The sequence below is a fragment of the Variovorax beijingensis genome (assembly GCF_003951285.1).
Taxonomy (GTDB): Bacteria; Pseudomonadota; Gammaproteobacteria; order Burkholderiales; family Burkholderiaceae_C; genus Variovorax; species Variovorax beijingensis.
Genome location: NZ_RXFQ01000026.1, coordinates 57,365 through 77,909, shown reverse-complemented (window position 1 = coordinate 77,909; position 20,545 = coordinate 57,365). Strand labels below are relative to the sequence as shown.

Annotated in this window: 25 protein-coding genes and 2 pseudogenes; 20 read left to right on the top strand and 7 right to left on the bottom strand. The window is 65.8% G+C overall.

Annotated features, from left to right (window positions below; translation table 11 throughout):
* Window positions 1-340: Hsp70 family protein (locus EJO66_RS29870; protein ID WP_164547943.1), on the top strand; the 340-nt coding region annotated here is incomplete at its 5' end.
* 208 nt (window positions 341-548) lie between these two features.
* Here the strand turns inward: EJO66_RS29870 and EJO66_RS33145 are convergent.
* Together EJO66_RS33145 and EJO66_RS29860 are read right to left on the bottom strand one after the other, a co-directional pair.
* A pseudogene (locus EJO66_RS33145) lies at window positions 549-740 on the bottom strand (IS110 family transposase); the annotation flags it as partial.
* A 366-nt stretch (window positions 741-1,106) separates the two neighbouring features.
* The gene (locus EJO66_RS29860; RefSeq protein ID WP_206168907.1) at window positions 1,107-2,117 is read right to left on the bottom strand and encodes a zinc-dependent alcohol dehydrogenase family protein; all 1,011 of its coding nucleotides are present in this window, start codon (window positions 2,115-2,117) and stop codon (window positions 1,107-1,109) included.
* 107 nt (window positions 2,118-2,224) lie between these two features.
* Here EJO66_RS29860 and EJO66_RS29855 point away from each other — a divergent pair, with 107 nt between their 5' ends.
* Entirely contained in the window at window positions 2,225-3,112 is an 888-nt protein-coding gene (locus EJO66_RS29855; protein WP_125966935.1) for a LysR family transcriptional regulator, read from the top strand.
* Between the two features lie 46 nt (window positions 3,113-3,158).
* Window positions 3,159-3,338: pseudogene (locus EJO66_RS29850) on the top strand (IS3 family transposase); the annotation flags it as partial.
* A 27-nt stretch (window positions 3,339-3,365) separates the two neighbouring features.
* Here EJO66_RS29850 and EJO66_RS33455 read toward each other — a convergent pair.
* Entirely contained in the window at window positions 3,366-3,677 is a 312-nt protein-coding gene (locus tag EJO66_RS33455) for a DUF6429 family protein (protein WP_476756210.1), read from the bottom strand.
* 191 nt (window positions 3,678-3,868) lie between these two features.
* Here EJO66_RS33455 and EJO66_RS29840 point away from each other — a divergent pair, with 191 nt between their 5' ends.
* From EJO66_RS29840 to EJO66_RS29825, 4 genes are all read left to right on the top strand, one after another.
* Window positions 3,869-4,420, top strand: a complete 552-nt coding sequence (locus EJO66_RS29840; RefSeq protein ID WP_125966934.1) for a hypothetical protein — start codon at window positions 3,869-3,871, stop codon at window positions 4,418-4,420.
* Between the two features lie 352 nt (window positions 4,421-4,772).
* Window positions 4,773-5,321: a DUF1003 domain-containing protein gene (locus EJO66_RS29835; RefSeq protein WP_125966933.1), complete on the top strand. Its 549-nt coding sequence runs from the start codon at window positions 4,773-4,775 to the stop codon at window positions 5,319-5,321.
* Between the two features lie 264 nt (window positions 5,322-5,585).
* A complete protein-coding gene (locus tag EJO66_RS29830) occupies window positions 5,586-5,882 on the top strand; it encodes an amidohydrolase family protein (protein ID WP_276312024.1) in 297 nt (98 codons plus the stop codon).
* A 70-nt stretch (window positions 5,883-5,952) separates the two neighbouring features.
* The gene (locus EJO66_RS29825) at window positions 5,953-6,981 is read left to right on the top strand and encodes an RNA methyltransferase (RefSeq protein ID WP_125966931.1); all 1,029 of its coding nucleotides are present in this window, start codon (window positions 5,953-5,955) and stop codon (window positions 6,979-6,981) included.
* On the opposite strand, the gene EJO66_RS29820 is transcribed toward EJO66_RS29825, so the two are convergent.
* A complete protein-coding gene (locus EJO66_RS29820) occupies window positions 6,974-7,726 on the bottom strand; it encodes an alpha/beta fold hydrolase (RefSeq protein ID WP_125966930.1) in 753 nt (250 codons plus the stop codon). The genes EJO66_RS29825 and EJO66_RS29820 overlap by 8 nt on opposite strands.
* Window positions 7,727-7,807: 81 nt before the next feature.
* Window positions 7,808-8,197: a hypothetical protein gene (locus EJO66_RS29815; RefSeq protein ID WP_125966929.1), complete on the bottom strand. Its 390-nt coding sequence runs from the start codon at window positions 8,195-8,197 to the stop codon at window positions 7,808-7,810.
* A gap of 242 nt (window positions 8,198-8,439) precedes the next feature.
* Here EJO66_RS29815 and EJO66_RS29810 point away from each other — a divergent pair, with 242 nt between their 5' ends.
* The 6 genes from EJO66_RS29810 (at window position 8,440) to EJO66_RS29785 (ending at window position 13,821) form a co-directional block, all read left to right on the top strand.
* On the top strand, window positions 8,440-9,006 hold the full coding sequence (locus EJO66_RS29810) for a winged helix-turn-helix domain-containing protein (RefSeq protein ID WP_125966928.1): 567 nt from the start codon (window positions 8,440-8,442) through the stop codon (window positions 9,004-9,006).
* Window positions 9,007-9,127: 121 nt separating this feature from the next.
* On the top strand, window positions 9,128-11,113 hold the full coding sequence (locus EJO66_RS29805) for a sensor histidine kinase (protein WP_240648896.1): 1,986 nt from the start codon (window positions 9,128-9,130) through the stop codon (window positions 11,111-11,113).
* Window positions 11,114-11,138: 25 nt separating this feature from the next.
* Entirely contained in the window at window positions 11,139-11,630 is a 492-nt protein-coding gene (locus EJO66_RS29800; protein ID WP_125966927.1) for an AAC(3)-I family aminoglycoside N-acetyltransferase, read from the top strand.
* Window positions 11,631-11,636: 6 nt separating this feature from the next.
* The gene (locus EJO66_RS29795; RefSeq protein ID WP_125966926.1) at window positions 11,637-12,404 is read left to right on the top strand and encodes a hypothetical protein; all 768 of its coding nucleotides are present in this window, start codon (window positions 11,637-11,639) and stop codon (window positions 12,402-12,404) included.
* A gap of 153 nt (window positions 12,405-12,557) precedes the next feature.
* Window positions 12,558-13,202, top strand: a complete 645-nt coding sequence (locus EJO66_RS29790) for an FMN-binding negative transcriptional regulator (RefSeq protein ID WP_125966925.1) — start codon at window positions 12,558-12,560, stop codon at window positions 13,200-13,202.
* A 10-nt stretch (window positions 13,203-13,212) separates the two neighbouring features.
* On the top strand, window positions 13,213-13,821 hold the full coding sequence (locus tag EJO66_RS29785; RefSeq protein WP_125966924.1) for a trimeric intracellular cation channel family protein: 609 nt from the start codon (window positions 13,213-13,215) through the stop codon (window positions 13,819-13,821).
* Between the two features lie 33 nt (window positions 13,822-13,854).
* On the opposite strand, the gene EJO66_RS29780 is transcribed toward EJO66_RS29785, so the two are convergent.
* On the bottom strand, window positions 13,855-14,652 hold the full coding sequence (locus tag EJO66_RS29780; RefSeq protein ID WP_125966923.1) for a DUF899 domain-containing protein: 798 nt from the start codon (window positions 14,650-14,652) through the stop codon (window positions 13,855-13,857).
* A 149-nt stretch (window positions 14,653-14,801) separates the two neighbouring features.
* Here EJO66_RS29780 and EJO66_RS29775 point away from each other — a divergent pair, with 149 nt between their 5' ends.
* Complete coding sequence (locus tag EJO66_RS29775; protein WP_125966922.1) at window positions 14,802-15,782, top strand: Bug family tripartite tricarboxylate transporter substrate binding protein; 981 nt, start codon at window positions 14,802-14,804, stop codon at window positions 15,780-15,782.
* Window positions 15,783-15,794: 12 nt separating this feature from the next.
* Here the strand turns inward: EJO66_RS29775 and EJO66_RS29770 are convergent, their stop codons facing one another.
* On the bottom strand, window positions 15,795-16,436 hold the full coding sequence (locus tag EJO66_RS29770; protein ID WP_240648893.1) for a nucleoside deaminase: 642 nt from the start codon (window positions 16,434-16,436) through the stop codon (window positions 15,795-15,797).
* Here EJO66_RS29770 and EJO66_RS29765 point away from each other — a divergent pair.
* The 6 genes from EJO66_RS29765 to EJO66_RS29740 all read left to right on the top strand — a co-directional run bounded on the left by EJO66_RS29765 (window position 16,387) and on the right by EJO66_RS29740 (window position 20,545).
* Window positions 16,387-16,986: a TetR/AcrR family transcriptional regulator gene (locus tag EJO66_RS29765; RefSeq protein WP_125966920.1), complete on the top strand. Its 600-nt coding sequence runs from the start codon at window positions 16,387-16,389 to the stop codon at window positions 16,984-16,986. The genes EJO66_RS29770 and EJO66_RS29765 overlap by 50 nt on opposite strands.
* A 39-nt stretch (window positions 16,987-17,025) precedes the next feature.
* Window positions 17,026-17,532, top strand: coding sequence for a DUF2147 domain-containing protein (locus EJO66_RS29760; protein WP_125966919.1), 507 nt, complete (start codon window positions 17,026-17,028; stop codon window positions 17,530-17,532).
* 11 nt (window positions 17,533-17,543) lie between these two features.
* Window positions 17,544-18,545 carry an NADP-dependent oxidoreductase gene (locus EJO66_RS29755; protein WP_125966918.1) on the top strand — a complete coding sequence of 334 codons (1,002 nt, stop codon included), beginning with the start codon at window positions 17,544-17,546 and terminating at the stop codon, window positions 18,543-18,545.
* A 41-nt stretch (window positions 18,546-18,586) separates the two neighbouring features.
* On the top strand, window positions 18,587-19,291 hold the full coding sequence (locus tag EJO66_RS29750) for an SDR family oxidoreductase (protein ID WP_125966917.1): 705 nt from the start codon (window positions 18,587-18,589) through the stop codon (window positions 19,289-19,291).
* Window positions 19,292-20,128 (top strand): alpha/beta fold hydrolase, encoded by an 837-nt coding sequence (locus EJO66_RS29745; protein WP_125966916.1) that lies wholly within the window; start codon window positions 19,292-19,294, stop codon window positions 20,126-20,128.
* A 159-nt stretch (window positions 20,129-20,287) separates the two neighbouring features.
* Window positions 20,288-20,545, top strand: coding sequence for a helix-turn-helix domain-containing protein (locus EJO66_RS29740; RefSeq protein ID WP_125966915.1), 258 nt, complete (start codon window positions 20,288-20,290; stop codon window positions 20,543-20,545).

Sequence of the window (20,545 nt, the reverse complement as noted above, 5' to 3'; positions counted from 1 at the left end):
AGTCGAGCTCGTGCAGGCCCGCAACCAGGGCGAAGCCATGGTGCACAGCGTGAAGAAGTCGCTTGGCGAGCACGGCGCGAGCCTGGACGCCGGCGAGAAGGAAAAGATCGAAGCCGCGATCAAGGACCTGGAAGAAACCCTCAAGGGCGAGGACAAGGCCGCGATCGAGGAAAAGACCAACACGCTGATGACCGCCAGCCAGAAGCTCGGCGAAAAGATGTATGCCGAGGCGCAGGCCGCGGCAGGCGCTGCCGCGTCGCCTGGCGCCAAGGCGGCTCCTGCTGCTTCAGGCGAGGAAACCGTCGTCGACGCCGAAGTGAGAGAAATCAAGCGGCCATGAATGTGCTGCTGGCTCCACTCAAGCCTCTGCTATTGCGGTGACGGCCAAGATCACGGGCCGCGAGACCCCGTTTCGTTTCCGACGCTAGGTGATGACAGATCTTGCCGAGATCGCTCAGCCAGTGGCTCCGCACCAAATTTTGGAGACCTGCGGCTGGCTGCTGACCGCGAGCAATCTCGGACTCGACATCGACTTCGGCGGGCACATCGCGCGTGAAGCTGCGCAGCCCTAGTGCCACCACAATCCCAAACTCCGCGAGCAGGCCGCGCACGCGATTGATCTCGGCGGTGCGCGCCGACACCATGGCTTCACGGGCCCGGTGCCGCGACAGCACGGATTGCTGATCGACGGTCTTGACCGCGACAAAGCGCATGTTGGGCCGCCCGAGCGCTTCGCAGATCCCTATGCCGACAAGCTCTCGACCTGGCTCGCGGTCGAGGCCACCAAATCGCGGAAACAGCGGCGCAATCTGCGGCAGATCCACGCATCCTAGGGTCAGAGATGGGCGCAATCCAACGTGGCTGATGATTGGAAGAAGAAAGATCACCCGCCTGGCCTGAGAAAACCAAGCCTACGAGGCCTCCAATCTTTGGTCAGCAGCGCTCTGTCAACAGCGTTCCAAAGGCCGATGTCTTCTACTTCTGAAGGGGGACGCAGGAAAAAGAGCCGGGGCGGGCCGGCTCATGAACTGCGATAGCGCACGCGAGCGGGCGCCAAATCGCGTTTGCACTCGAGCGACTAGCCCCTCGCACCCGCACTTTCCAGATCAAACGAGGTCAACAACAATCTTGCCGGTTGACTGGCCTCCGGTAGCGCGCGCATGCGCCTGTTCGACTTGAGCGAGCGTGAACCTCTGGGTGTCCAAGACAGGGCGAATCTGGCCTGCTTCGACCAGCTTGGAGATCTGCGTCAGGATCTCTCCGTGATGGGGGCGGCCTTTGCCACTCAGCATCGGCATCAGCGTGAAAACACCCGAATAAGTGGCGCCTCGAAAAGACAGCGGTGCCAGTGCGTGGGTGCCCCAACCCAGCGCGCTCACGACATGGCCTGTATACCGACGCACGGCCTGGAAGGACGCGTCGAGGGTGGCGCCCCCCACGGTGTCGTACACCACGTCGAACCCCTCGTCCCCCGTGTGCTCCAGAACATACGCGGTGGGCGTGGACGTCGTGTAGTTGATGGGTGTGGCACCCAAGGATCGCACCACATCAAACTGCGAAGGTTTGACGGTGGCGTACACGTCAGTACCGATCGAACGCGCAATCTGTATAGCCACGCTCCCGACGCCACCCGCGCCACCATGAACGAGCACCTTGTGGCCGGCACTCGTTCGGGCCCGATCGACCAAGCCCTCCCACGCGGTGATGGAAACCAGTGGCAGCGCGGCCGCCTCGCGCATCGACAGGTTCGCAGGCTTGTGCGCGAGCAGATCCGCGTCGACCACGGCGTACTCGGCCAGGGTGCCTTGCAGGCCTCCCACACCGCCGACAAGACCGTAGACCTCATCGCCCACGTGGAAGCGAATCACGCCGGCGCCGACCTGCACGACGGTACCTGCCAGATCCATGCCAAGGATCGCCGGAAGCGGGTGCTTGGCATGCGCCGCAGCACCGGCGCGAATCTTGGTGTCCAGCGGGTTGACTCCGCTGGCGGCGATACGGACCAACACGTGGCCGGCAGAGACTTCCGGGACGGGGCGCTCGGCGATCTCGAAGGCGCCATTGGCTTCGTGGACCAAGGCGGCTTGCATCGTGGCGGGAACAGGTGAGTTGCGCATGGGAAAGTCCTCTTGAGCTCTTGGTTGTGGAGGACCTCACTTTGGGGAATTCATTGATGAATGTAAATTCACAAAAATGAACACTCTTCATTCATATTTGAATTCCCATGGACTGGCAGGATCTTCGAATTTTTCTAGCGGTTGCGCGTGCAGGCACGTTGAGCGCTGCAGCCGCGCGTCTGGGGATGTCTCAGCCGACCATGGGGCGCCGCATACGGGCGCTGGAAAACTCAACTGGGCAGAAGTTGCTGCAGCGTGGGCCGGAGGGGTTTCAGCTCACCGACGAGGGCACATCGGTTCTGTTGCACGCCGAGCGGATGGAAGAAGAGGCGCTCGCCATCGAGCGACAGCTGGCGGGTCAAGGCGCTGACCTCCAGGGTCTTCTTCGGGTGTCGTGCTCCGACTGGTTCGGATTGCACGTCCTTTCGCCTCTCATCGCGGAATTCGTCGCGCTCCACCCGGGCGTTCGCATCGACCTCATCACGGACGTGCGCTTTCTCGATCTCGACCGACGGGAGGCCGACCTGGTGTTTCGCATTCGGCCCTCCGAAAGCCCGGGGGTCGTCCAACGCCACCTGATGCACATGCGCTATGCGCTCTATGGGCCAGCGGGAGTGCAAGGTCCCGCAACAGGCAATGGCGCCGACATAGAGCTGATCACGCTGAATACGGCATTCGAGGATCTGCCGGACGTGCATTGGCTGCGCAGCACGTTCCCATCGGGCATCTTCAAGCTCGGCAGCAACAATCGTGATGTGCAAGCTCGCCTGTGTGGCCTGGGGGCAGGATTCGCTGTGTTGCCAACCCTCCTCGGCGATCACTTCCCTGGCATCGAAAGACACGACCTGGAACCGCCACCACCTGGCAGGGACGTCTGGTTTGCTTATCACCAGGACCTTCGTGGACTGGCGAGGCTGCGAGCATTCCTGGACCTGGTGATCGAGAAACTCGGCGGAGGCTCGCCCATGCCGGCAGCGCGCCCGAGCGGTTCGTGACTCTCGCCCTGCATGTGGAGGACCTCTAGCTGCTGAGTGCCCCGATAGCAGGATGGACCTTGCCGATGCGAGAACGGTGATGGCGCAGATGGCCGCCGCCTTCGAGCACTTCAACGAGGTGCACCCGCAATCGGCATTGAAGATGAAATCACCCAGGGAGTTCAGGCAGCATCGCGCTGCCCAACAGCGTCTGCCTCAGATCGAGCAGACGCTACATTGCGAATAGCGCATGTCCTGAAATACGGGGGCAAGATCAGCACTGGCTGCGCCTCCGTTCAAATTCCGAGTCGTTGTCGACCGACTGGTCCTGGCCGGATTCTGCCGCAGCTATTGGCGCACCGGCGCCGCCCCGTTGGTTCCGAAATATTTGGCCGCGAGCTCCTTGGCACGGCGCATCCCTTCGTCCGTCAGGTAGACCGACTCCTGCCTGCCGCGGGCTCACCGTGATGAGCCCTTTTTCGTGGAGCCCGTCCATGGTTGCGAAGTCATATCGCTTCCATACGCGTCCGTTGTCGAACTCAAAGACGCCGAGCAACGCCAGAACCGCCTCTTCGACCTTGACCATGTCATATCTCATCGCATCGCCCCTCTCCGTTCGACGATGGACCGTTTTGCACGGCACCGCCTCTGATTAGCCTCGCCCGCCGCGAGGCGACAGTTCGACTCCACGATGGTACTTTGGCAATTTGGCATTCACCAGCAACATGGTCTCACCCGCCAGGCGTCGTACAGGCTTCAATTCCGACACACACAGAGATGAAAGCAAGCAAGGCCAAGAGATCCACATCCTGGAGTGACGTCAAGGCCAGACTGATCCATTTCGACCACGATGGACTGGTCGGCCTGGTGCATGACCTGTACACGGCCGACAAGAGCATCCAGGTTTTCCTTCACGCCCGTTTCGGGCTGGGCGAAGATATCCTGGAGCCGTACAAGGTCACCATCAACCGCCGCCTTTGGCCCGACACGTTCCGGAACCAGACCGTGTCCGTCGCCGAGGCCAAGAAGGCCATCGCGAATTACAGGAAGGCAATTGGCCAACCGGAGGGCCTCGCAGAATTGATGGTCTTCTACTGCGAGCGCGCATCAGGCTTCAGCGTAGAAGTCGGCCTGCAGGACGAGGGCTTCTTCAGCGCGTTGGTGCGAATGTTCGAGCAGGCGTTAAAGGCCATTGCAAAACTGCCGGATGAGCAGCGCCCCTTGTTCTTGGAACGACTGGAGGCCGTGTGTCGCATCAGTCAGAACATCGGCTACGGCGTCGAGGATGCCATGAAGGACCTGCTTGTCGAATACGACATCTACGATTGACGACGATGTTCAAGGTCTGCTTCTGGCCGACTGTAGCCTCACACGGGGCTAGCGCAAAGGGCCCATCACAGACGATCGCTCGTCCAGATTTGGCGCCGCATAGCTGTCGGTGGAACTCGGCGGGTCAAGGAGTCAATGTCCAGTCGATTTCAATCGACGGTTTGATGCCCTCGAAAGACGCGCGCCGGCGCACCCGGTTGCGGCTAGGAATGCGCTGGCGTGGGCACGAGTGCAACGCTTCGCGGTGTCGTCAAACATCCACGTGCTGTCTGCCCGATGATGCAACCGGGCTGGCGGCGTTTGGCGGACGCAGGCCATCGACATCGCCCTTGACTTCACCCTCGGAGTTCGTATGAACGACAAACACCTCACCCAAAATGCGACGACCCTGGCAGCCGAAGACCGGCTTCGGCTGGAGTCGCTTCGCAAGCACCGACGCGCCCACCGGCAAGCCAAATCGGCCAAGCCGCCGACTGCTCCCGAGCATTTCCTTCCAGGTGAACCAACTCGCGGTCAACGCCTGGCCGACGCGGTGGCCGCGACCGTAGGGTCGTGGCGCTTCATCATCTTCCAGAGCACGGCCATCGTGCTGTGGATCGTCGGCAACGCGATGACCGGGAACGGCGCTTGGGACCCGTATCCATTCATCCTTCTGAACCTGCTCCTGTCGTTCCAGGCGGCCTACACCGCGCCGGCAATCATGATGAGCCAGAACCGGCAGTCCGAGCAGGACCGGCGCCACGCCGAAACCGACTACGAGATCAATGTCAAGGCGGAGTTGGAGATCGAACTACTGCACGAGAAGATCGACCTCCTGAAGGAACGCGAACTGCTGGCGCTGACCGACGCGGTGCACGCCCTGACCCGGCAGATCGAAGGACTGTCGGCACGCCCGACCTGAGTCGCGCCACGGCCGCGGCTTCCACGCCACGTCGAGTCGTACGACGGGCAGGTCTGGCGAGCCACCGCGTCGTGCAACAGGCAGTCGAGTCCCTTCTTCACCAAGCCGTAGCGCAAGGCACAGGCGCGACGCCGGGGCGAACCTGGGGGGCTGCACTGGGCTGAATGGGAGCATCACTTGGCAGCCGCATCGGCCGAACGTGTGAAGCCGGCCGATCGAGCCTTCCATATCCTCGGCGCCTTCGCTTTGGCATAGCAGGCGACGATCAGCGGAACCATGGCCATGGGGCTCGGCGATGTCACCGGGTCGATCACCGAGGGCAAACGCGCCGACATGATCCTGGTGCGGACCAGGGATCTGAACATGTGGCCGGTCGGCAATATCGAGACGGCGATCGTGCAAGGTGGCAGCGCCAGCGATGTCGATGCCGTGCTGGCCGACGGGCGCATCCTGAAAAGAAACGGCCGTCTCCTCGCCTATGACGTCCCGGACATTCTTCGGCGCGCCCATCGATCGGCAACCCGGATTCGCAACATGGCGGGCGAGACCTTGGCATTCTGAATTCCGGGCCAGGAGGCGCGCGAGGCAGCGGGTGCGCACGCCGGGACTGCCGTGCACAATCTGCCGCAGCATGCGAATCCACGAACTGAAACAACGGCTGCGGGAAGCCGGTGCAGGCCCCAGCCACGAGCAGCGCATCCTGCGGCTGTGGTCCCATGCGCTGCCCCGAAACAGCGGCAGGCGCCTGCCGGCGAGCTTCTTTCCGTCGTCGCTGCTGGCCGCCCTTCCCGCCATCGAAGCCGAGCTTGCGGGCCTCGCGCGCATCCACGCGGTGCATCCCGGCGCCGATGGCTCCGAGCGGCTGCTCGTCGCCCTTGCGGACGGGCAAACCGTGGAGAGCGTGCTGCTGCCGCGCGACGGGCTGTGCGTCTCGTCGCAGGTGGGCTGCGCGGTCGGATGCCGGTTCTGCATGACGGGACGCGACGGGTTGCTGCGCCAGGTGGGAAGCGCCGAGATCATTGCCCAGGTCGCGCTCGCGCGCATGCGCCGGCCGGTGCGCAAGGTGGTGTTCATGGGCATGGGCGAGCCGGCCCACAACCTGGACAACGTGATGGAGGCGATCGAGCTGCTCGGCACGGTGGGCAACATCGGCCAGAAGAACCTGGTGTTCTCCACGGTGGGCGACCCTCGCGCGTTCGAGCGGCTGCAGCAGGCGCGTGTCAGGCCCGCGCTGGCGCTCTCCTTGCACACGACCAGGGCCGACCTGCGCAGGAAGCTCCTGCCGCGCGCGCCGAACATGACGCCCGAGGAACTGGTCGGCGCAGGCGAGCGCTATGCCCGGGCCAGCGGCTACCCGATCCAGTACCAGTGGACGCTGCTGGAAGGCGTCAACGACGGGCCGGAAGAGATCGAAGGCATCGTGAGGCTGCTCTCCGGCAAGTTCGGCGTGCTGAACATGATTCCCTTCAACGCCGTGGATGGCGTGGCCTTCAGCCGCCCCTCGCTGGAGCGCTGCGAGCAGATGGCGCGCACGCTGCACCAGCGGGGCATCCTGACGAAGCTGCGCCATTCGGCCGGCCAGGATGTCGACGGCGGGTGCGGCCAGTTGCGGGCACGCGCGGCCGAAGCGAGGGTGGTGCCGATTCGCTCGCTCACGTGAGCGAAGCCACCCAATCCCAGACCTGAGCGGGCGCCTCGACCATCACGTTGTGGCCGTGCGGCCCGAGGTCGCGGGCATCGGGGTCGAGGCAGCGGGTCTGCGCCATCGTGACCAGCGCGTCATCTCGCCCGCGCGCGAGATGAACGGGGCAGCGCGCCAGCGCCGCCAGTTCGGACAGCGGCGGCTTGCCCACGGCATGGGCCCGCGGATCCATCGCAAGATGCCAGCCGTCGGCGCCGCGCGCGATGCCCCGCGCAGCGACGGCTGCCGCCGCATCGGCGATGCCGGCAAGGCCGCAGACCTTCAGGTACCTGTCCCACGCTTCTTCTTGCGTGGCGAATTTCCTGGCCGGCTGTGACGCCAGCGCCTCCATGCGGCGCAGCTCTTCGTCGCTCCACGCGATCTTGATGCCGGCCGCGAAAACCCGGTGCGGCGCGAGGCCGAACCAGCCCGTGGCCAGCGCGAGGGCGATCACCCCGCCGAGCGAATGCCCGAGCACCACGAGGCGGCCCTCGGGATGGATGTGCGGCAGCGCAGCGCGCGCCACGCCGGCGGCGTACTGGCCGACGGCATAGGAGTCCTGCCGGTCGGACCGGCCGTGGCCCGGCAGGTCGAGCACGACCCAGCGGCCGCTCCAGCGAGCGCCGGCCTCGGCGCACATGGGCGACCACACCGCGCCGGTGGCGCCCATGCCGTGCAGCATGAGGAGCAGGTCCGGGCCTTCGCCGCCTTGTTCGATGTACATGTTCATTGCCTCCGTCGCATCTGCGACGGCGCAAGAATACTTGCCTCTGGAGGCTTTGCGTGCGGCTCCGGATACCTTCGGCTACTCGAACGCGATCTCTGCAACAAGTGGCGAGTCGGGTTCCTTGCCCAGCGCATTGGCGAGCGTGCCGCCCTGGCGGAACCAATAGCGGCAGCCGGTGCGAGTGAGCATCGTGACGCACATCAAGCCGTCGGTCCGAATCACCCACGTTCCGGAGGCACTGCCGGGTCCGCTCTTGTTGGTGAACTCGACACGCCCGTCGGGCCGAAAGATCCAATGCGACACCATGCCCGTCGACAGGTTCCTCGACTCGATGCCCCTGTCGATGAGCACGCTCTCGATCTCGGCCTTGCTCAGGTAGACGCGCTCTTCGGCCGCCATCACGTGGACGGTCGGCGGGAAGAGCGCGATCGCGCCGAAGAACATCGAGCAGAAGATTCGGACTTGCATGATTTCGCTCCGACCGAGCACATGGGTACCCACGCGATGAGCTCCCTGCACCCGTGGCGAATGCCACCCATCCACGATAGGCGAGGCAGGCAAATTCTTCATGATCGAACTGCGAAGATGTGGCGATGATTTCGCGAAGAGAAAGCCCCCGATGGCCTTCCGGACCGAGGCAAACAGGAAGAAAATCTCCGGACGATTCGCTGCATTCCATGCCACTGCCGGCAATCTCGAGAGATGCGTCCATGTCCGAACGGCAACCACCAGTCAATGAGCGAAATCCGCCCGCACCCGCGACCTCGCGGGGCCGAACCGGAATCGCGGCAACGGTCCGGTTCGCGAGCTTCCAGTTCGATTTCGAACGCGACCAGCTGCGCCAGGATGGCACGCTGATACCGCTCAGCCCCAAGCCCGATGCGCTGCTGCGATTCTTCCTCGCCAATCCCCAGCGCCTCATCAGCAAGACGGAGTTGATGGACCGCTTGTGGCCGGACGTGGTGGTCACGCACGACTCGCTCGTGCATTGCATCGGCGAACTGCGCAGCCGCCTGGGCGATCACGACGCGACACTGATTGCCACATCTCCGCGGCGCGGCTATATGTTCGACGCCGAGGTCCTGCCCGTGCAGATCGATCGCGCGGCTCCACCCGCGCGTCGACCGGAAACAGCGGCGGCGCCGATCCAGCCCAACCGATGGCTCTCGGTCGCCGCCCCGCTGTGCGTCAGTGCGGTTGGCATTGCGCTGGCGATCTACATGGCTTCGGCGCCCAGGCCCCGGCGCAGATCGCCGGACAGGCTTCCATCACGCTGATGTCGATGGTCCGATCGGGCGCATAGACTCGGCCCATGCATTCCGCCTTCACCGCCGACCTCCCTCCGGGTGCATTCCAGGAGAAGCCCGTTGAACGCGGCCTTGAAGGCGCAAGCGCTCCATGAAGGCGGGCTGCAAGGGCCAGCGGCGGATGGGCCGGTGGATCGCAGCGCTGTGGCTGGCGCTGCCCCTCGCCGTCCTGCCTTGCGCAGGCGCCGCCGAACCGTCGGCAACGGATGCAGCCGCGCCGCACGGCGATGGCGCTGTCCACATCACCCGGGCCGAACTGCTGTCCATTCCCGGCACCGGCTATTCCGCCCCGCCGCGGCGCATCGAGGATGCCGGGCTGCCGGGCGAAGGCTGGCAGACGGTCAGCCTCCCGCATACGGTTGGACGAGAGCTGGTGCCCACATCCGAGGGCGGCGTGCACACGGTCACCGACTGGTACCGCATCGACTTGGCCGGGCTCGCGTCCTCGCCGCAGCCTCGCCTTCTCTACCTCCCGCGCTGGAAGACCCTGGGCCGCATCGCGGTGTACGGCGATGGCGTGCTGCTCCATCAGTCGCAAGGCAGCGCCGTGCACAACGGCTACAACCATCCGCTGCTGCTGCCGCTGAACGCAGCGGCCCGCACGCCTTCGCCGGCGTCGGTGCTGATTCGCGTCGACCGCCTGCGCAGCAGCGGGAGCGGATTTTCAACGGTGTGGGTGGGCGACCAGGATGCGCTGGGCTGGCGCTACCATGCCCGCCAACTGCTGCAGGTGCAGCTGCCGTTCATGGGCAGCGCCGCATTCCTGGCGGTGGGCGCCTTCGCATTCGCGGTATGGCTGGGCAAGCGGCGCGAATCGCTCTACCTGCTGTTCTTTGCCATCTCGGCGATGGCCTTCCTGCGCACGCTGCACTACTTCGTGAGCGGCGACTACCTGCCGATTTCGGACGAGTGGTTCGAATGGATCACCGTGGCGTCGCTGCTCTGGCTGATCATCCTCATCCACCTGTTCCTGCAGCGGCTGCATCAGCAGCCCTCGCCCTGGCTCACCCGTTCGTCGGTGGGGCTGGCGCTGGCTTGCAGCGTGGCGACGCTGCCCCATGTGTCCAGGGCGATACCCAGCCTCTACCTCTTCACCCCGCTGCTCAACCTGGCGGTGCTGCCCGTCACGGTGCTGATCTTCGCGGTGAACCTGCGCAAGGCGCTGCGCGCCAAGTTTCCCGAGGGGCGCCTGGTGGCGGGCTGGGCCGTGCTGGCGCTGGCCTTCACCTCCTATGACGGGCTCCTGCAGAACAACCTGGTCAGCCCGGAGAGCGTGTACACCTCGCCCTACGCCATCATCAGCCTGTTCTTCATCTTCTCGTACATCATGTTCCAGCGCTACACGGGCGCCTTCGCCGAGGTGGCCCGGCTGAACAAGGGCCTGGCCCAGCGGCTGCAGGCGCGCGAGGCCGAGCTGGAGCAAAGCTACCAGCGGCTGCGCGTGATCGAGAACGAGCAGATGCTCGGTGCCGAGCGCCGGCGCCTGATGCAGGACATGCACGACGGGCTCGGCTCGTCGCTGATCAGCGCGATCCGATCGGTGGAACAAGGCGCCATGACCGGCACAGAGATCTCCGGCGTGCTCAAGGGCTGCATGGACGACCTGAAGCTGGCCATCGACTCCATGGAAAGCGTGGACGCCGACCTGCTGCTGTTGCTGGCCACCCTGCGCTTTCGCCTGGCGCCGCGCATCGAGAGCGCCGGCGTCGCGCTGCGCTGGGAGGTGCAGCCGGTGCCTGCGCTGTCCTGGCTGGACCCGGGCGGCGCACTGCACATCCTGCGCATCATGCAGGAGTGCGTGGCCAACGTGCTGCGCCACACGCGGGCCACCACCATCCGCTTCAGCACCGCGACGGACGGCCAGGGCGTCTGCGTGGTGATCGAGGACAACGGCGCGGGCTTTGCCGTGGAAGAGGCCCTGCGCCGAAGCGGCCGCGGGCTGCGCAACCAGCAGCGGCGCGCACTGGCCATCGGCGGCACGGTGCGCTGGGAATCGGGCAGCGACGGGACGCGCTTCACGCTCTGGCTGCCCCTGCACCATGGGGGGGATGTCGACAAGGCCATGAGCCCCGCCTGAGGTTTCCCGTTGCTAGGATGCCGCCATGTCCACGACCCCCGCCAGCTACACGGTTCGGCAGCTCTCGGGCGACGACGGGCCGCTGATGACGGCCCTTCTCGCTGTTTTCGGCGAAGCCTTCGACGAGCCGGCCGCCTACGGTGCCAGCCGCCCTCGGCCTGCGTACCTGCGGCAGTTGCTGGACAGCGTCTATTTCATTGCATTGGCGGCGCGCGAGGGATCGCAAGTCATCGGCGGCCTCGCGGCCTACGAGCTGAAAAAGTTCGAGCAGGAGCGCAGCGAGATCTACATCTACGACCTGGCCGTTGCCGCCGGGCACAGGCGCAGGGGCGTGGCAACCGCGTTGATCCGCGAGCTCCAGCGCATCGGCGCCGAACGCGGGGCCTACGTGATCTTCGTCCAGGCCGATCCGCCCGATGCGCCGGCCGTCGCCCTGTACTCGAAGCTGGGCGTGCGCGAAGACGTGCTGCATTTCGACATTCCGGTGCCGCCGGTGCAACCCGCACAGGCGTCCTGAAATTCGATGGCCCTCGCGCGCGACAACTGGCCCAGCCGGGCCGCCGTCCAGGCCTCGCTGGCAGCCCGGTTCACCCTGCCGCCCCTGCCCCCGCCGATCCAGGACTGGTTCGCGTGGTGCCGCCGCATGGGGACCCGGTCTCTTGTGCTGGAGGATCCGGGCTGGCGCGAAGACTGGCGTGGCGTGCTCACGGGCCCGGGCGCCGTCGACGTACCCGGCCTGCTGGCCGACATGGAAGGCTACCGCTTCATCCTGGACCCGAAGGCGAGTACGCCCGAGCATCTGGTGTGGAGCGACGCCGTGGATGCGGGCCTGTGGCAGCCCCACTGGGTGGTCCTGCAGAACGCCGATGGCGACCCCTTGATCGGCGACATCAGCCAGCCCGAGGTGCCGGTGCTGTGGGACTGGCACGGGAGCGGACGCTGGTCGCCGCAGCCGCTGTTCCCGAATCTCGAGATGCTGATGGCGCGCATCCAGGTGCATGTGCCGCCTTCGCTGCCGAGGGGCGGTGTGCCCACGGTCTTCCACACGGTGCACCTGACGGACCTGGGCGACGAACCCCTGCGGGTCCTGACGGCGCTCAAGGCGCATCCGGACTACAGGCACCTCGCGGGCGCAAGCCTGCTGAAGCTCAAGCATCAGTTGCCGTTGCCGCTGCTGGACGACAGCGTCAGCGTTGCCCTGAAGGACGACCTTGTCCACCGCTTCGAGGCGCTGGGTGCTCGAGTGAAGGTGATCGAAAGGGTCTGCCAGCACCCCGACGGAAATTCATAGCCTTGCATCGATGCGCTGCACAGCATCATCCAGAAGGGCACCGTCTCGTTCGCGCGATACGAGCTCCAGACCACACAATAGCCGCGGCAACAGAACCAGGGCAATTTCCTCGCGCAGCGGCGCCCACGGTTCAACCGACTTCCTGGAGTTCTTGTGTACGTATCCAAGCACCACGCGCTGCCCGGGCCCGGCGAAGCCCAGGCACTGATCGAGGCCCACCCGCTGGGCGCATGGGTCGTGCCCGGCGGCGAAGGCCTGGTCGCCAACCATGTTCCCTTCCTGCTGGACAGGTCGCGCGGCCCGTTCGGAACACTGATGGGCCACGTGTCGCGCGCCAATCCGGTGTGGAAGCTGCTGCCTGCCTCAGGGCATTCGGTGGTCATGTTCCAGGGCCCGCAGTCCTACATCACGCCCGGCTGGTATCCGGGCAAGCAGGCGCACGGAAAGGTCGTGCCAACCTGGAACTATGCGGTCGCCCATGCGCACGGCGTGGCGCGAGCCATCGACGACGAACACTGGCTGCGCGGCATGTTGACGCGCCTCACGGCGGCCCACGAATCCTCGAAGCAGCTGCCCTGGAAAATGACGGACGCGCCAGCGGATTTCATCGACAAGCTGCTGCGCGCCGTGGTGGGCATCGAGATTCCGATCGATCGCCTGGTCGGCAAGCTCAAGGCGAGCCAGGACGAGGCACTGCAGGACCGGTGCGGCACCGTGAGCGGGCTTGCCGCCGAAGGCACCGAGAACGCGGCAGCCATGGCGCTCCTCGTCGAACGCGCCGCCCGGCAGCAGCGCTGACCGGCCTGCCATGCTGCTGTACCTGCTCGATCTCGCCGGCATTGCGGTATTTGCCATCAGCGGCGTGCTGGCGGCGGGCCGTGCGGGCCTCGACTGGCTGGGCGTGGTGGTGATCGCCTCCGTCACGGCCGTGGGCGGCGGCACGCTGCGCGACCTGCTGCTGGATCGCCATCCGGTGTTCTGGATCCGCGAAGTGCGCTACGTGTACGTGATCCTGGCAGCGACCGCGGCCGCCATCGCGTGGGTCCATTTCTTCACGCTGCCCGAGCACGCGCTGGCATTGGCCGATGCGCTGGGCCTCGCGCTCTTTGCGATGACCGGCGCGCAGGTGGCCGAGGAGCGGCGCCTGCCGACGCTCGTCGTGATCCTGATCGGCACCATGACGGGCGCCGCCGGCGGCTTGCTGCGCGATGTGCTCACCGACCGCGTTCCGCTGCTGCTGAGCAGCGGCATCTATGGTTCCGCTGCCATCGCGGGCATCGCGGCGTACCTGCTCCTGCAGGCCGCCGGAACGCCGCGCCGCTGGGCCTTTCACGCGGGCCTGCTGCTGGTCGTGGCGCTCCGGCTCGGCGGAATCTACGGCGGCTGGCACCTGCCGGTGCTGCGGCTTTCGGCTTGAGCGCGCACCACGCGCGAAGCTACCCGCCCCGCCTCATCGCTTCGCCTTCAGGCTCTGCTCGCGGAACGCCGCCTCGCCGGCGGTGGAGATCTCGACCCACTTCTTGTCGGGCGCGGCCTCTTCGGCATAGTTGTCGTGCCAGTTCCACCACTTGTAGGTGGGCGTCCGGGGATAGCCCTCGGGCGAATCTTCCCAGACCTCCTGCCGGCCCAGCGGCGTGATGTCGAGGTAGTTCCAGGTGTTGCCCATCTGCTCGTCGCCGCGGTTGTTGAGGAAGTAGGTGCGGAACACGCGGTCGCCTGCATCGCGGTAGAACACGTTGGTGCCGTGCCATTCGTCGACGCCGAAGTCGGCGTCGAAGCTGTCGGTGAGCGTGAACCACGGGATCTCCCAGCCCATGCGCGCCTGCAGCCGCGCGATGTCCGCCTGGGGCGCACGCGAGACGAAGACAAGGGTGGTGTCGCGGGCGTTCAGGTGGGCGACGTGGGCGACCTGGTCGGCCACCATGGAGCAGCCGCGGCAGGCGTGGTCGGGCCAGCCGAACACGCCGGGCTCGAAGAAGGCGCGGTAGACGATCAGCTGGCGCCGGCCGTCGAACAGCTCGGGCAGGCTGACCTTGCCCGCAGGTCCTTCGAAGGCGTAGGCCTTGTCCACGGCCATCCACGGCATGCGCCGGCGCTCGGCGGCCAGCGCGTCGCGGGCGCGGGTCTGGGCCTTTTCCTTCACGAGCAGCTGCTCGCGGGCCGCCTCCCACGCCTTGGGCGAAACAACCGGTGGGGTGTGCATGGCGGGCTGGACGCCCTTCTTTCCGTTCTCGATGGAAGTCGTCATGGCTTGAATCTCCTGGTTGGGCGAGAAGAAAAGTTTGGCACTGCCCATCGAGCGGCGGGAGTAACAAGTTTGGCGGGATTGCTGCTTTCCGCGTCGGGCCCGGTTCCTGCTATCCGGTGGTTTCCCTCCATCGCCCGCAGAGCAACGCCATGACCACCCGCTTTCGCCCCACCCGCCGCACTGTGCTGCACGTCCTGGCGGCAGGAGCCGCCTCGCTCGCCCTCCCCGCCTTCGCGCAATGGCCCGACAAGCCGATCAAGATCATCGTGACCTTTCCCCCGGGCGGCTCCAGCGACGTGCTCGCGCGCCTGCTCGCGGAACAGCTGTCGAAGAAGCTGGGACAGCCCGTGGTCGTGGACAACAAGCCCGGCGCGGGCGGCACCATCGGCGGCGCGCAGGTGGCCGCGTCCCCGCCCGACGGCTACACGCTGATGCTCTCGAACACCACGCCGATCGCGCTCGGCCCCTTCACGCTCGACAAGCAGCCCTACGATCCGGTGGCGGGCTTCAGCCACATCGCCTACCTGGGTGCGGCGCCGCTGGTCATCATGGCCAGCAAGCCGTCGGGGTTCAAGACCTATGCGGAATTCGAGGCGGCCGGGCGCAAGGACGGCCGCATGGACTTCGGCTCGGGCGGCCCGGGTTCGATCGGCCACATCCACGGCGAACTGCTCAGGAAGATCACCGGGATCAACATGGTGCACGTGCCCTACCGCGGTGGCGCACCGATGACCACCGACCTGATCGCCAACACCATTCCGGTGGGCATCGACGTCATCACCGCCTACGTTCCGTTCTTCAAGAGCGGACAGCTGGTGCCCCTGGCCGTGACCGGCGCCCAGCGTTCGCCGCTGATGCCGGAGGTGCCAAGCATCGCTGAACTCAAGCAGCCGAAGCTGGTGCTCGAGAACTTCTTCGGTCTGTCCGGCCCGGCCAGGCTACCGGAGGACGTGGTGGCCCGGCTCAACGCGGCCTGCAACGAGGTGCTGGTGATGCCCGAGATCCAGAAGAAGCTCACCGAGCTGGGCATCGTAGCCAAGCCCGAGACCGTCGCCGCGTTCAATGGCTTCGTGAAGGAGCAGGTGAACGTGCTGGGGCCGACGGTCAAGGGCGCGGGGATCAAGCTCTAGCCAGACAAACCCTCAGCACTTGCGCGGCGCCGCCCAGGCGGCCAGCACCTTGGTGGCTTCATCGGCCAGGTGCTGCTGCGCCGGCATCTTGCGCAGGGCCAGGGGCGCGCCCGCTTCCGCGCGGAGATCGTCCACGTCGATCGGGTGGCGGGCGGCGGCCGGCAGCCCGTCGAAGGCCCGGCCTGCCTGTTCCATGGAGGCTGCGTAGAAGAGCGCGCGGATGCCGGCGATGCGCATCGCCGCGACGCACAGGGCGCATGGCTCGCACGAGGTGTACAGGTCGCATCCGGCAAGGTCGACGCTGCGCAGCCGCCTGCAGGCATCGCGGATCGCCTCGACTTCGCCGTGCGAGGTCGGATCGAAATTCGCCACCGAGTGGTTGAGCCCCTCGCCGACGACCTGGCCGTTCTTCACGACCACGGCCCCGAACGGCTCGGTGCCGGGCGTATCGAGGGCCTTGGCCGCAAGCGCCAGGGCCTGCCTCATGAAAGTCTCTTGGTACATCGCCTTTTTCTCCTTGCTCTTGAGAACGTTCTGCCGCAGCAGCCCTGCTGCCGCCATGGCCGGCCGGCCCCGCGCGTTTGCGGATTGTCGGATTTTATGTATGATGCGCATCATGCGAAATACAAAGCACAGCGTCAGGGCGGCAGCCAAGGAAGCCTCGCACGAGCGCATCCTGTCCGTGGCTGCCCGGGCGATCCGCCGCAGCGGCTACGACGGCACCGGCGTGGCCGACATCATGAAGGAAGCCGGACTGACCCATGGTGCCTTCTACGCCCATTTCCCGTCGCGCGAAGCCATGCTGGCCGAAGCGGCAGGCCGGGCCTGCACCGAATCGGCCGCGGCGGCGGCCAAGGCCGCTTCTGAAGAGCCCTCCGGCCAGGCCCTGGCCTCCATGCTGCGCACCTATCTCTCGCCGGAACATGTGGCGCACGCGGAGATGGGGTGCCCGCTGGCCGCGCTGGGCTCGGAAACGCCGCGCCAGGCCGCCGAGGTGCGGCGGGTGACCACGCGGTACGTCAAGGAAATGATCGATCTCGTCGCCCGCCAGTCGCCCGACTGGGGGCAGCCCGCTGCGCATGAACGCGCACTGGTGACCGTCGCCACCATGGTCGGCACCTTGCTGCTGGCGCGCGCGGTCGACGAGCCCGCGCTGTCGGCCAGCCTGTGCGAGGCTGCGCTGAAGCACCTGACGCCGGCCTGAATCCACCGCGGCACGAATCCCATTTTTTCGCCCATAAATATGATGCTTATCATGCGACATAAACAAAACCCCGCCGGCAAAGCGCGCGCGCTTCCGCTCCTCTTCGCGCTCGCATTCCAGGGCTTCGCCGCGGCCGCAGCATTCACGGCGTTGCCAGCCCGGGCGGACGAGACATCGCCCGTCGGCCTGTGGAAGAACGTCGACGACGTCAGCGGCAAGCCGCGGGCGCTGATCCGCCTCACCGAATCGAATGGTGTCCTCCAGGGAAAGATCGAAAAAGTATTTCCGGCCCCGAACGAAGACCCGAATCCGACCTGCGACAAGTGCGAAGGCGCCCACAAGAATGCACCGGTCGTCGGGCTGGTGATCCTGAATGGCCTGAAGAAGGACGGTGACGAATACGCCGGCGGCCAGATCCTCGATCCCGACAACGGCAAGGTCTACCGCAGCACTGTGCGCCTGACCGACAACGGCAAGAAGCTCAGCGTGCGCGGCTACATCGGTGTGCCCATGCTGGGCCGTTCACAGACCTGGATACGCCAGTAACAAGGAAGACCATGAAAGCATTTGTTCTCGATCGATACACCAAGAAGGGTGCGCTGCGATCGGCAGACGTGCCCACGCCGGAGCTGCGCGATGACGAGGTCCTGGTCGAGGTGCATGCCGCCGGCGTGAACCTGCTGGACGCCAAGATCAGGAATGGGGAGTTCAAGCTCATCCTGCCGTACCGCCTGCCCCTCGTGCTGGGGCACGACGTGGCCGGTATCGTGGTCAAGGCTGGCGCGCGCGTGCGGCAGTTCAAGCCGGGCGACGAGGTCTATGCGCGGGCGGACGATTTCCGGATCGGCACCTTCGCCGAGTTCGTTGCGGTCAAGGAGGCATCGCTCGCGCCCAAGCCGCAGGGCCTCACGATGGAAGAAGCCGCTTCCATTCCGCTGGTGGCCCTGACGGCGTGGCAGGCACTGGTCGAGAAGGCCGGACTGAAGAAGGGCCAGAAGGTGTTCATCCAGGCGGGCTCCGGCGGCGTGGGCACCTTTGCGATCCAGTTGGCCAAGCAGCTGGGCGCCACCGTCGCCACGACGACGAGCTCGGCCAATGCCGCGCTCGTGAAGAGCCTGGGTGCGGATGTCGCCATCGACTACAGGACGCAGGACTTCGAGGATGTGCTGCGCGACTACGACGTGGTCTTGAACAGCCAGGACGGCAAGACGCTCGAGAAATCCCTGCGCGTGCTCAAGCGCGGCGGCAAGCTCATCACCATCTCCGGACCGCCCGACCCCGAGTTCGGAAAGCAAAGCGGCGCACCCGGCTTCGTGAAGCTGGTCATGCGGCTGCTGAGTTCCGGCATCAGGCGCAGAGCCAAAGGCCGCGGCGTCGATTTCTCGTTTCTCTTCATGAGGGCAAACGGAAGCCAGCTGCGCGAGATCACGCGACTCATCGAGGCCGGTGCCATCCGGCCCGTGATGGACCGCGTGTTCCCGTTCGACGCCACCAACGAAGCCCTGGCCTATGTCGAAGCAGGCCGCGCCAAGGGCAAGGTCGTCGTCAAGCTCAAGTGAGCCTTGTTCATTCTTGTTCCCCTCATTTTTTGGAGATTCCCATGAAGATCGAAAATTCCGTTGCTCTTGTCACTGGCGCCAATCGCGGCATCGGCCTGGCATTCGCGCGCGAGCTGCTGGCCCGCGGCGCCCGCAAGGTTTATGTGGGCGCTCGCAACCCCGAAACCGTGACCCAGGCCGGGGTCCAGGCGCTGCGCCTGGACGTCAACAATCCGCAAGACGTGGCGGCCGCCGCGGCTGCGGCATCCGATGTGACGCTGGTGGTCAACAACGCCGGCATTGCCCAGGTGGGCGGCTTTCTCGCGGCCGACAGCGAAGAGGTCGCACGGCAAATCTTCGAGACCAATTTCTTTGCCGTGCTGCGCATGAGCAAGGCCTTCGCGCCCATTCTCAAGGCCAACGGCGGCGGCGCGCTGCTCAACGTCCTGTCGGTCGCCTCGTGGGTGAATGGCGGGGAACTGGCGGCCTATTCGGCCAGCAAGTCGGCCGCCTGGTCGCTCACCAATGCTTTGCGCAGCGAACTGTCGGCGCAGAAGACGCAGGTGCTGGCACTGCACATGGCCTATGTCGACACCGATCTCACGCGCGGCTTCGATGTGCCGAAGACGAGCCCTGAAGACATCGTGAAGCGTGCGCTCGACGGGCTCGAATCGGGCCTCGACGAGGTGCTGGCCGATGAGCTCACGCAGCAGGTCAAGCAAGGGATGACGGCGCCCAGGCCCAGCTACCTTCCGCAGGTGGCCTGAGTGCACCGCTGGGCGGACGTTCCAACGAGATCCATCTTCGCCGGCGGCGTGGATTTTGCGTACCGGGAACTGGGAGCGCACCATGGCGGAACACCGGTCGTGTTTCTCGTTCACCTGGCCGCCGTCCTGGACAACTGGGACCCGCGCATCATGGATGGCATCGCGGCGACGCACCACGTGATCGCGTTCGACAACCGGGGCGTCGGCGCATCCAGCGGTTCGCCGTCCGACTCGGTGGAGCAGATGGCCGACGACGCCATCGCCTTCATCAAGGCCATGGGGTTCGGGCAGGTCGACCTCTTCGGCCTTTCGATGGGCGGAATGATCGCCCAGGACATCGTGCTGAAGGAGCCGCTGCTCGTGCGCAAGATGATCCTCGCGGGCACCGGCCCCGCGGGCGGCGAGGGCATCAGCGCGGTGGCCAGGGTCGCGCACTACGACCTCCTGCGGGGTCTTTTCACCGGCCAGGACCCCAAGCAGTTCCTGTTCTTCACGCGCACGCCGGGCGGCATCGAGGCCGGCAAGGCCTTCCTCGCGCGATTGAAGGAACGCTCGGAGAACCGCGACAAGGAGATCACGATCGCCGCGTACCTGGCGCAGCTGCGGGCGGTGAAGACCTGGGGCCGCAAACAGCCGGCCGATCTTTCGGTGGTCAAGCAGCCCGTTCTCATCGTCAACGGTGACGACGACCGGATGGTCCCGACCGCGAACTCGCGCGAACTGGCGTGGCGGCTTCCGAACAGCACGCTGATCATCTACCCCGATGCCGGCCACGGCGGCGTGTTCCAGTTCCATGCGGACTTCGTGCCCAAGGCGGTCGAATTCCTGGGTCGATAGGGCTTCGAGGACGCTGCTCTGCGAGGCCGTACGGGATGCCCATGCTTCGACTCCGATTACCCATGAAATAGGTAATTCCTCAAATACCCATCAGCTGGGTATTTGACAATTACCCGTCTGATGGGTAATCTTCCAAGTACCCGTCTCATCGGTATTTCCATGCAGCAAATCCTTTCGGTTCCCTCCCAGCTCGGCGCGCTGCTCAAGGCCGCGCGCAAGGAAGCGGGCATCTCGCAGGTCAGGCTGGCCGAGCGGCTCGGCATCAGCCAGAGCCGGATGTCCCACATGGAGCTCAACCCGGGCTCGCTGAGCCTGGAGCAGCTGCTGGCCATCTTCGGCGTGCTGGGCCTTGAAATGGTGGTGGGCTCCAAGAGGCCAGCGCCCACTGGCAGCAAAGCACCTTCCCCGGAGTGGTGA

Excerpts from the sequence above, each read along its gene's own strand:
- EJO66_RS29855 (WP_125966935.1), top strand. The coding sequence starts at position 2,225 with ATGGACTGGCAGGATCTTCGAATTTTTCTAGCGGTTGCGCGTGCAGGC.
- EJO66_RS29820 (WP_125966930.1), bottom strand. The coding sequence starts at position 7,726 with ATGTACATCGAACAAGGCGGCGAAGGCCCGGACCTGCTCCTCATGCTG.
- EJO66_RS29810 (WP_125966928.1), top strand. The coding sequence starts at position 8,440 with ATGTCCGAACGGCAACCACCAGTCAATGAGCGAAATCCGCCCGCACCC.
- EJO66_RS29800 (WP_125966927.1), top strand. The coding sequence starts at position 11,139 with ATGTCCACGACCCCCGCCAGCTACACGGTTCGGCAGCTCTCGGGCGAC.
- EJO66_RS29740 (WP_125966915.1), top strand. The coding sequence starts at position 20,288 with ATGCAGCAAATCCTTTCGGTTCCCTCCCAGCTCGGCGCGCTGCTCAAG.
- EJO66_RS29795 (WP_125966926.1), top strand. The coding sequence starts at position 11,637 with ATGGCCCTCGCGCGCGACAACTGGCCCAGCCGGGCCGCCGTCCAGGCC.
- EJO66_RS29755 (WP_125966918.1), top strand. The coding sequence starts at position 17,544 with ATGAAAGCATTTGTTCTCGATCGATACACCAAGAAGGGTGCGCTGCGA.
- EJO66_RS29785 (WP_125966924.1), top strand. The coding sequence starts at position 13,213 with ATGCTGCTGTACCTGCTCGATCTCGCCGGCATTGCGGTATTTGCCATC.
- EJO66_RS29765 (WP_125966920.1), top strand. The coding sequence starts at position 16,387 with ATGATGCGCATCATGCGAAATACAAAGCACAGCGTCAGGGCGGCAGCC.
- EJO66_RS29775 (WP_125966922.1), top strand. The coding sequence starts at position 14,802 with ATGACCACCCGCTTTCGCCCCACCCGCCGCACTGTGCTGCACGTCCTG.
- EJO66_RS29860 (WP_206168907.1), bottom strand. The coding sequence starts at position 2,117 with ATGCGCAACTCACCTGTTCCCGCCACGATGCAAGCCGCCTTGGTCCAC.
- EJO66_RS29805 (WP_240648896.1), top strand. The coding sequence starts at position 9,128 with ATGAAGGCGGGCTGCAAGGGCCAGCGGCGGATGGGCCGGTGGATCGCA.
- EJO66_RS29780 (WP_125966923.1), bottom strand. The coding sequence starts at position 14,652 with ATGACGACTTCCATCGAGAACGGAAAGAAGGGCGTCCAGCCCGCCATG.
- EJO66_RS29835 (WP_125966933.1), top strand. The coding sequence starts at position 4,773 with ATGAACGACAAACACCTCACCCAAAATGCGACGACCCTGGCAGCCGAA.
- EJO66_RS29760 (WP_125966919.1), top strand. The coding sequence starts at position 17,026 with ATGATGCTTATCATGCGACATAAACAAAACCCCGCCGGCAAAGCGCGC.
- EJO66_RS29840 (WP_125966934.1), top strand. The coding sequence starts at position 3,869 with ATGAAAGCAAGCAAGGCCAAGAGATCCACATCCTGGAGTGACGTCAAG.
- EJO66_RS29825 (WP_125966931.1), top strand. The coding sequence starts at position 5,953 with ATGCGAATCCACGAACTGAAACAACGGCTGCGGGAAGCCGGTGCAGGC.
- EJO66_RS33455 (WP_476756210.1), bottom strand. The coding sequence starts at position 3,677 with ATGGTCAAGGTCGAAGAGGCGGTTCTGGCGTTGCTCGGCGTCTTTGAG.
- EJO66_RS29815 (WP_125966929.1), bottom strand. The coding sequence starts at position 8,197 with ATGCAAGTCCGAATCTTCTGCTCGATGTTCTTCGGCGCGATCGCGCTC.
- EJO66_RS29750 (WP_125966917.1), top strand. The coding sequence starts at position 18,587 with ATGAAGATCGAAAATTCCGTTGCTCTTGTCACTGGCGCCAATCGCGGC.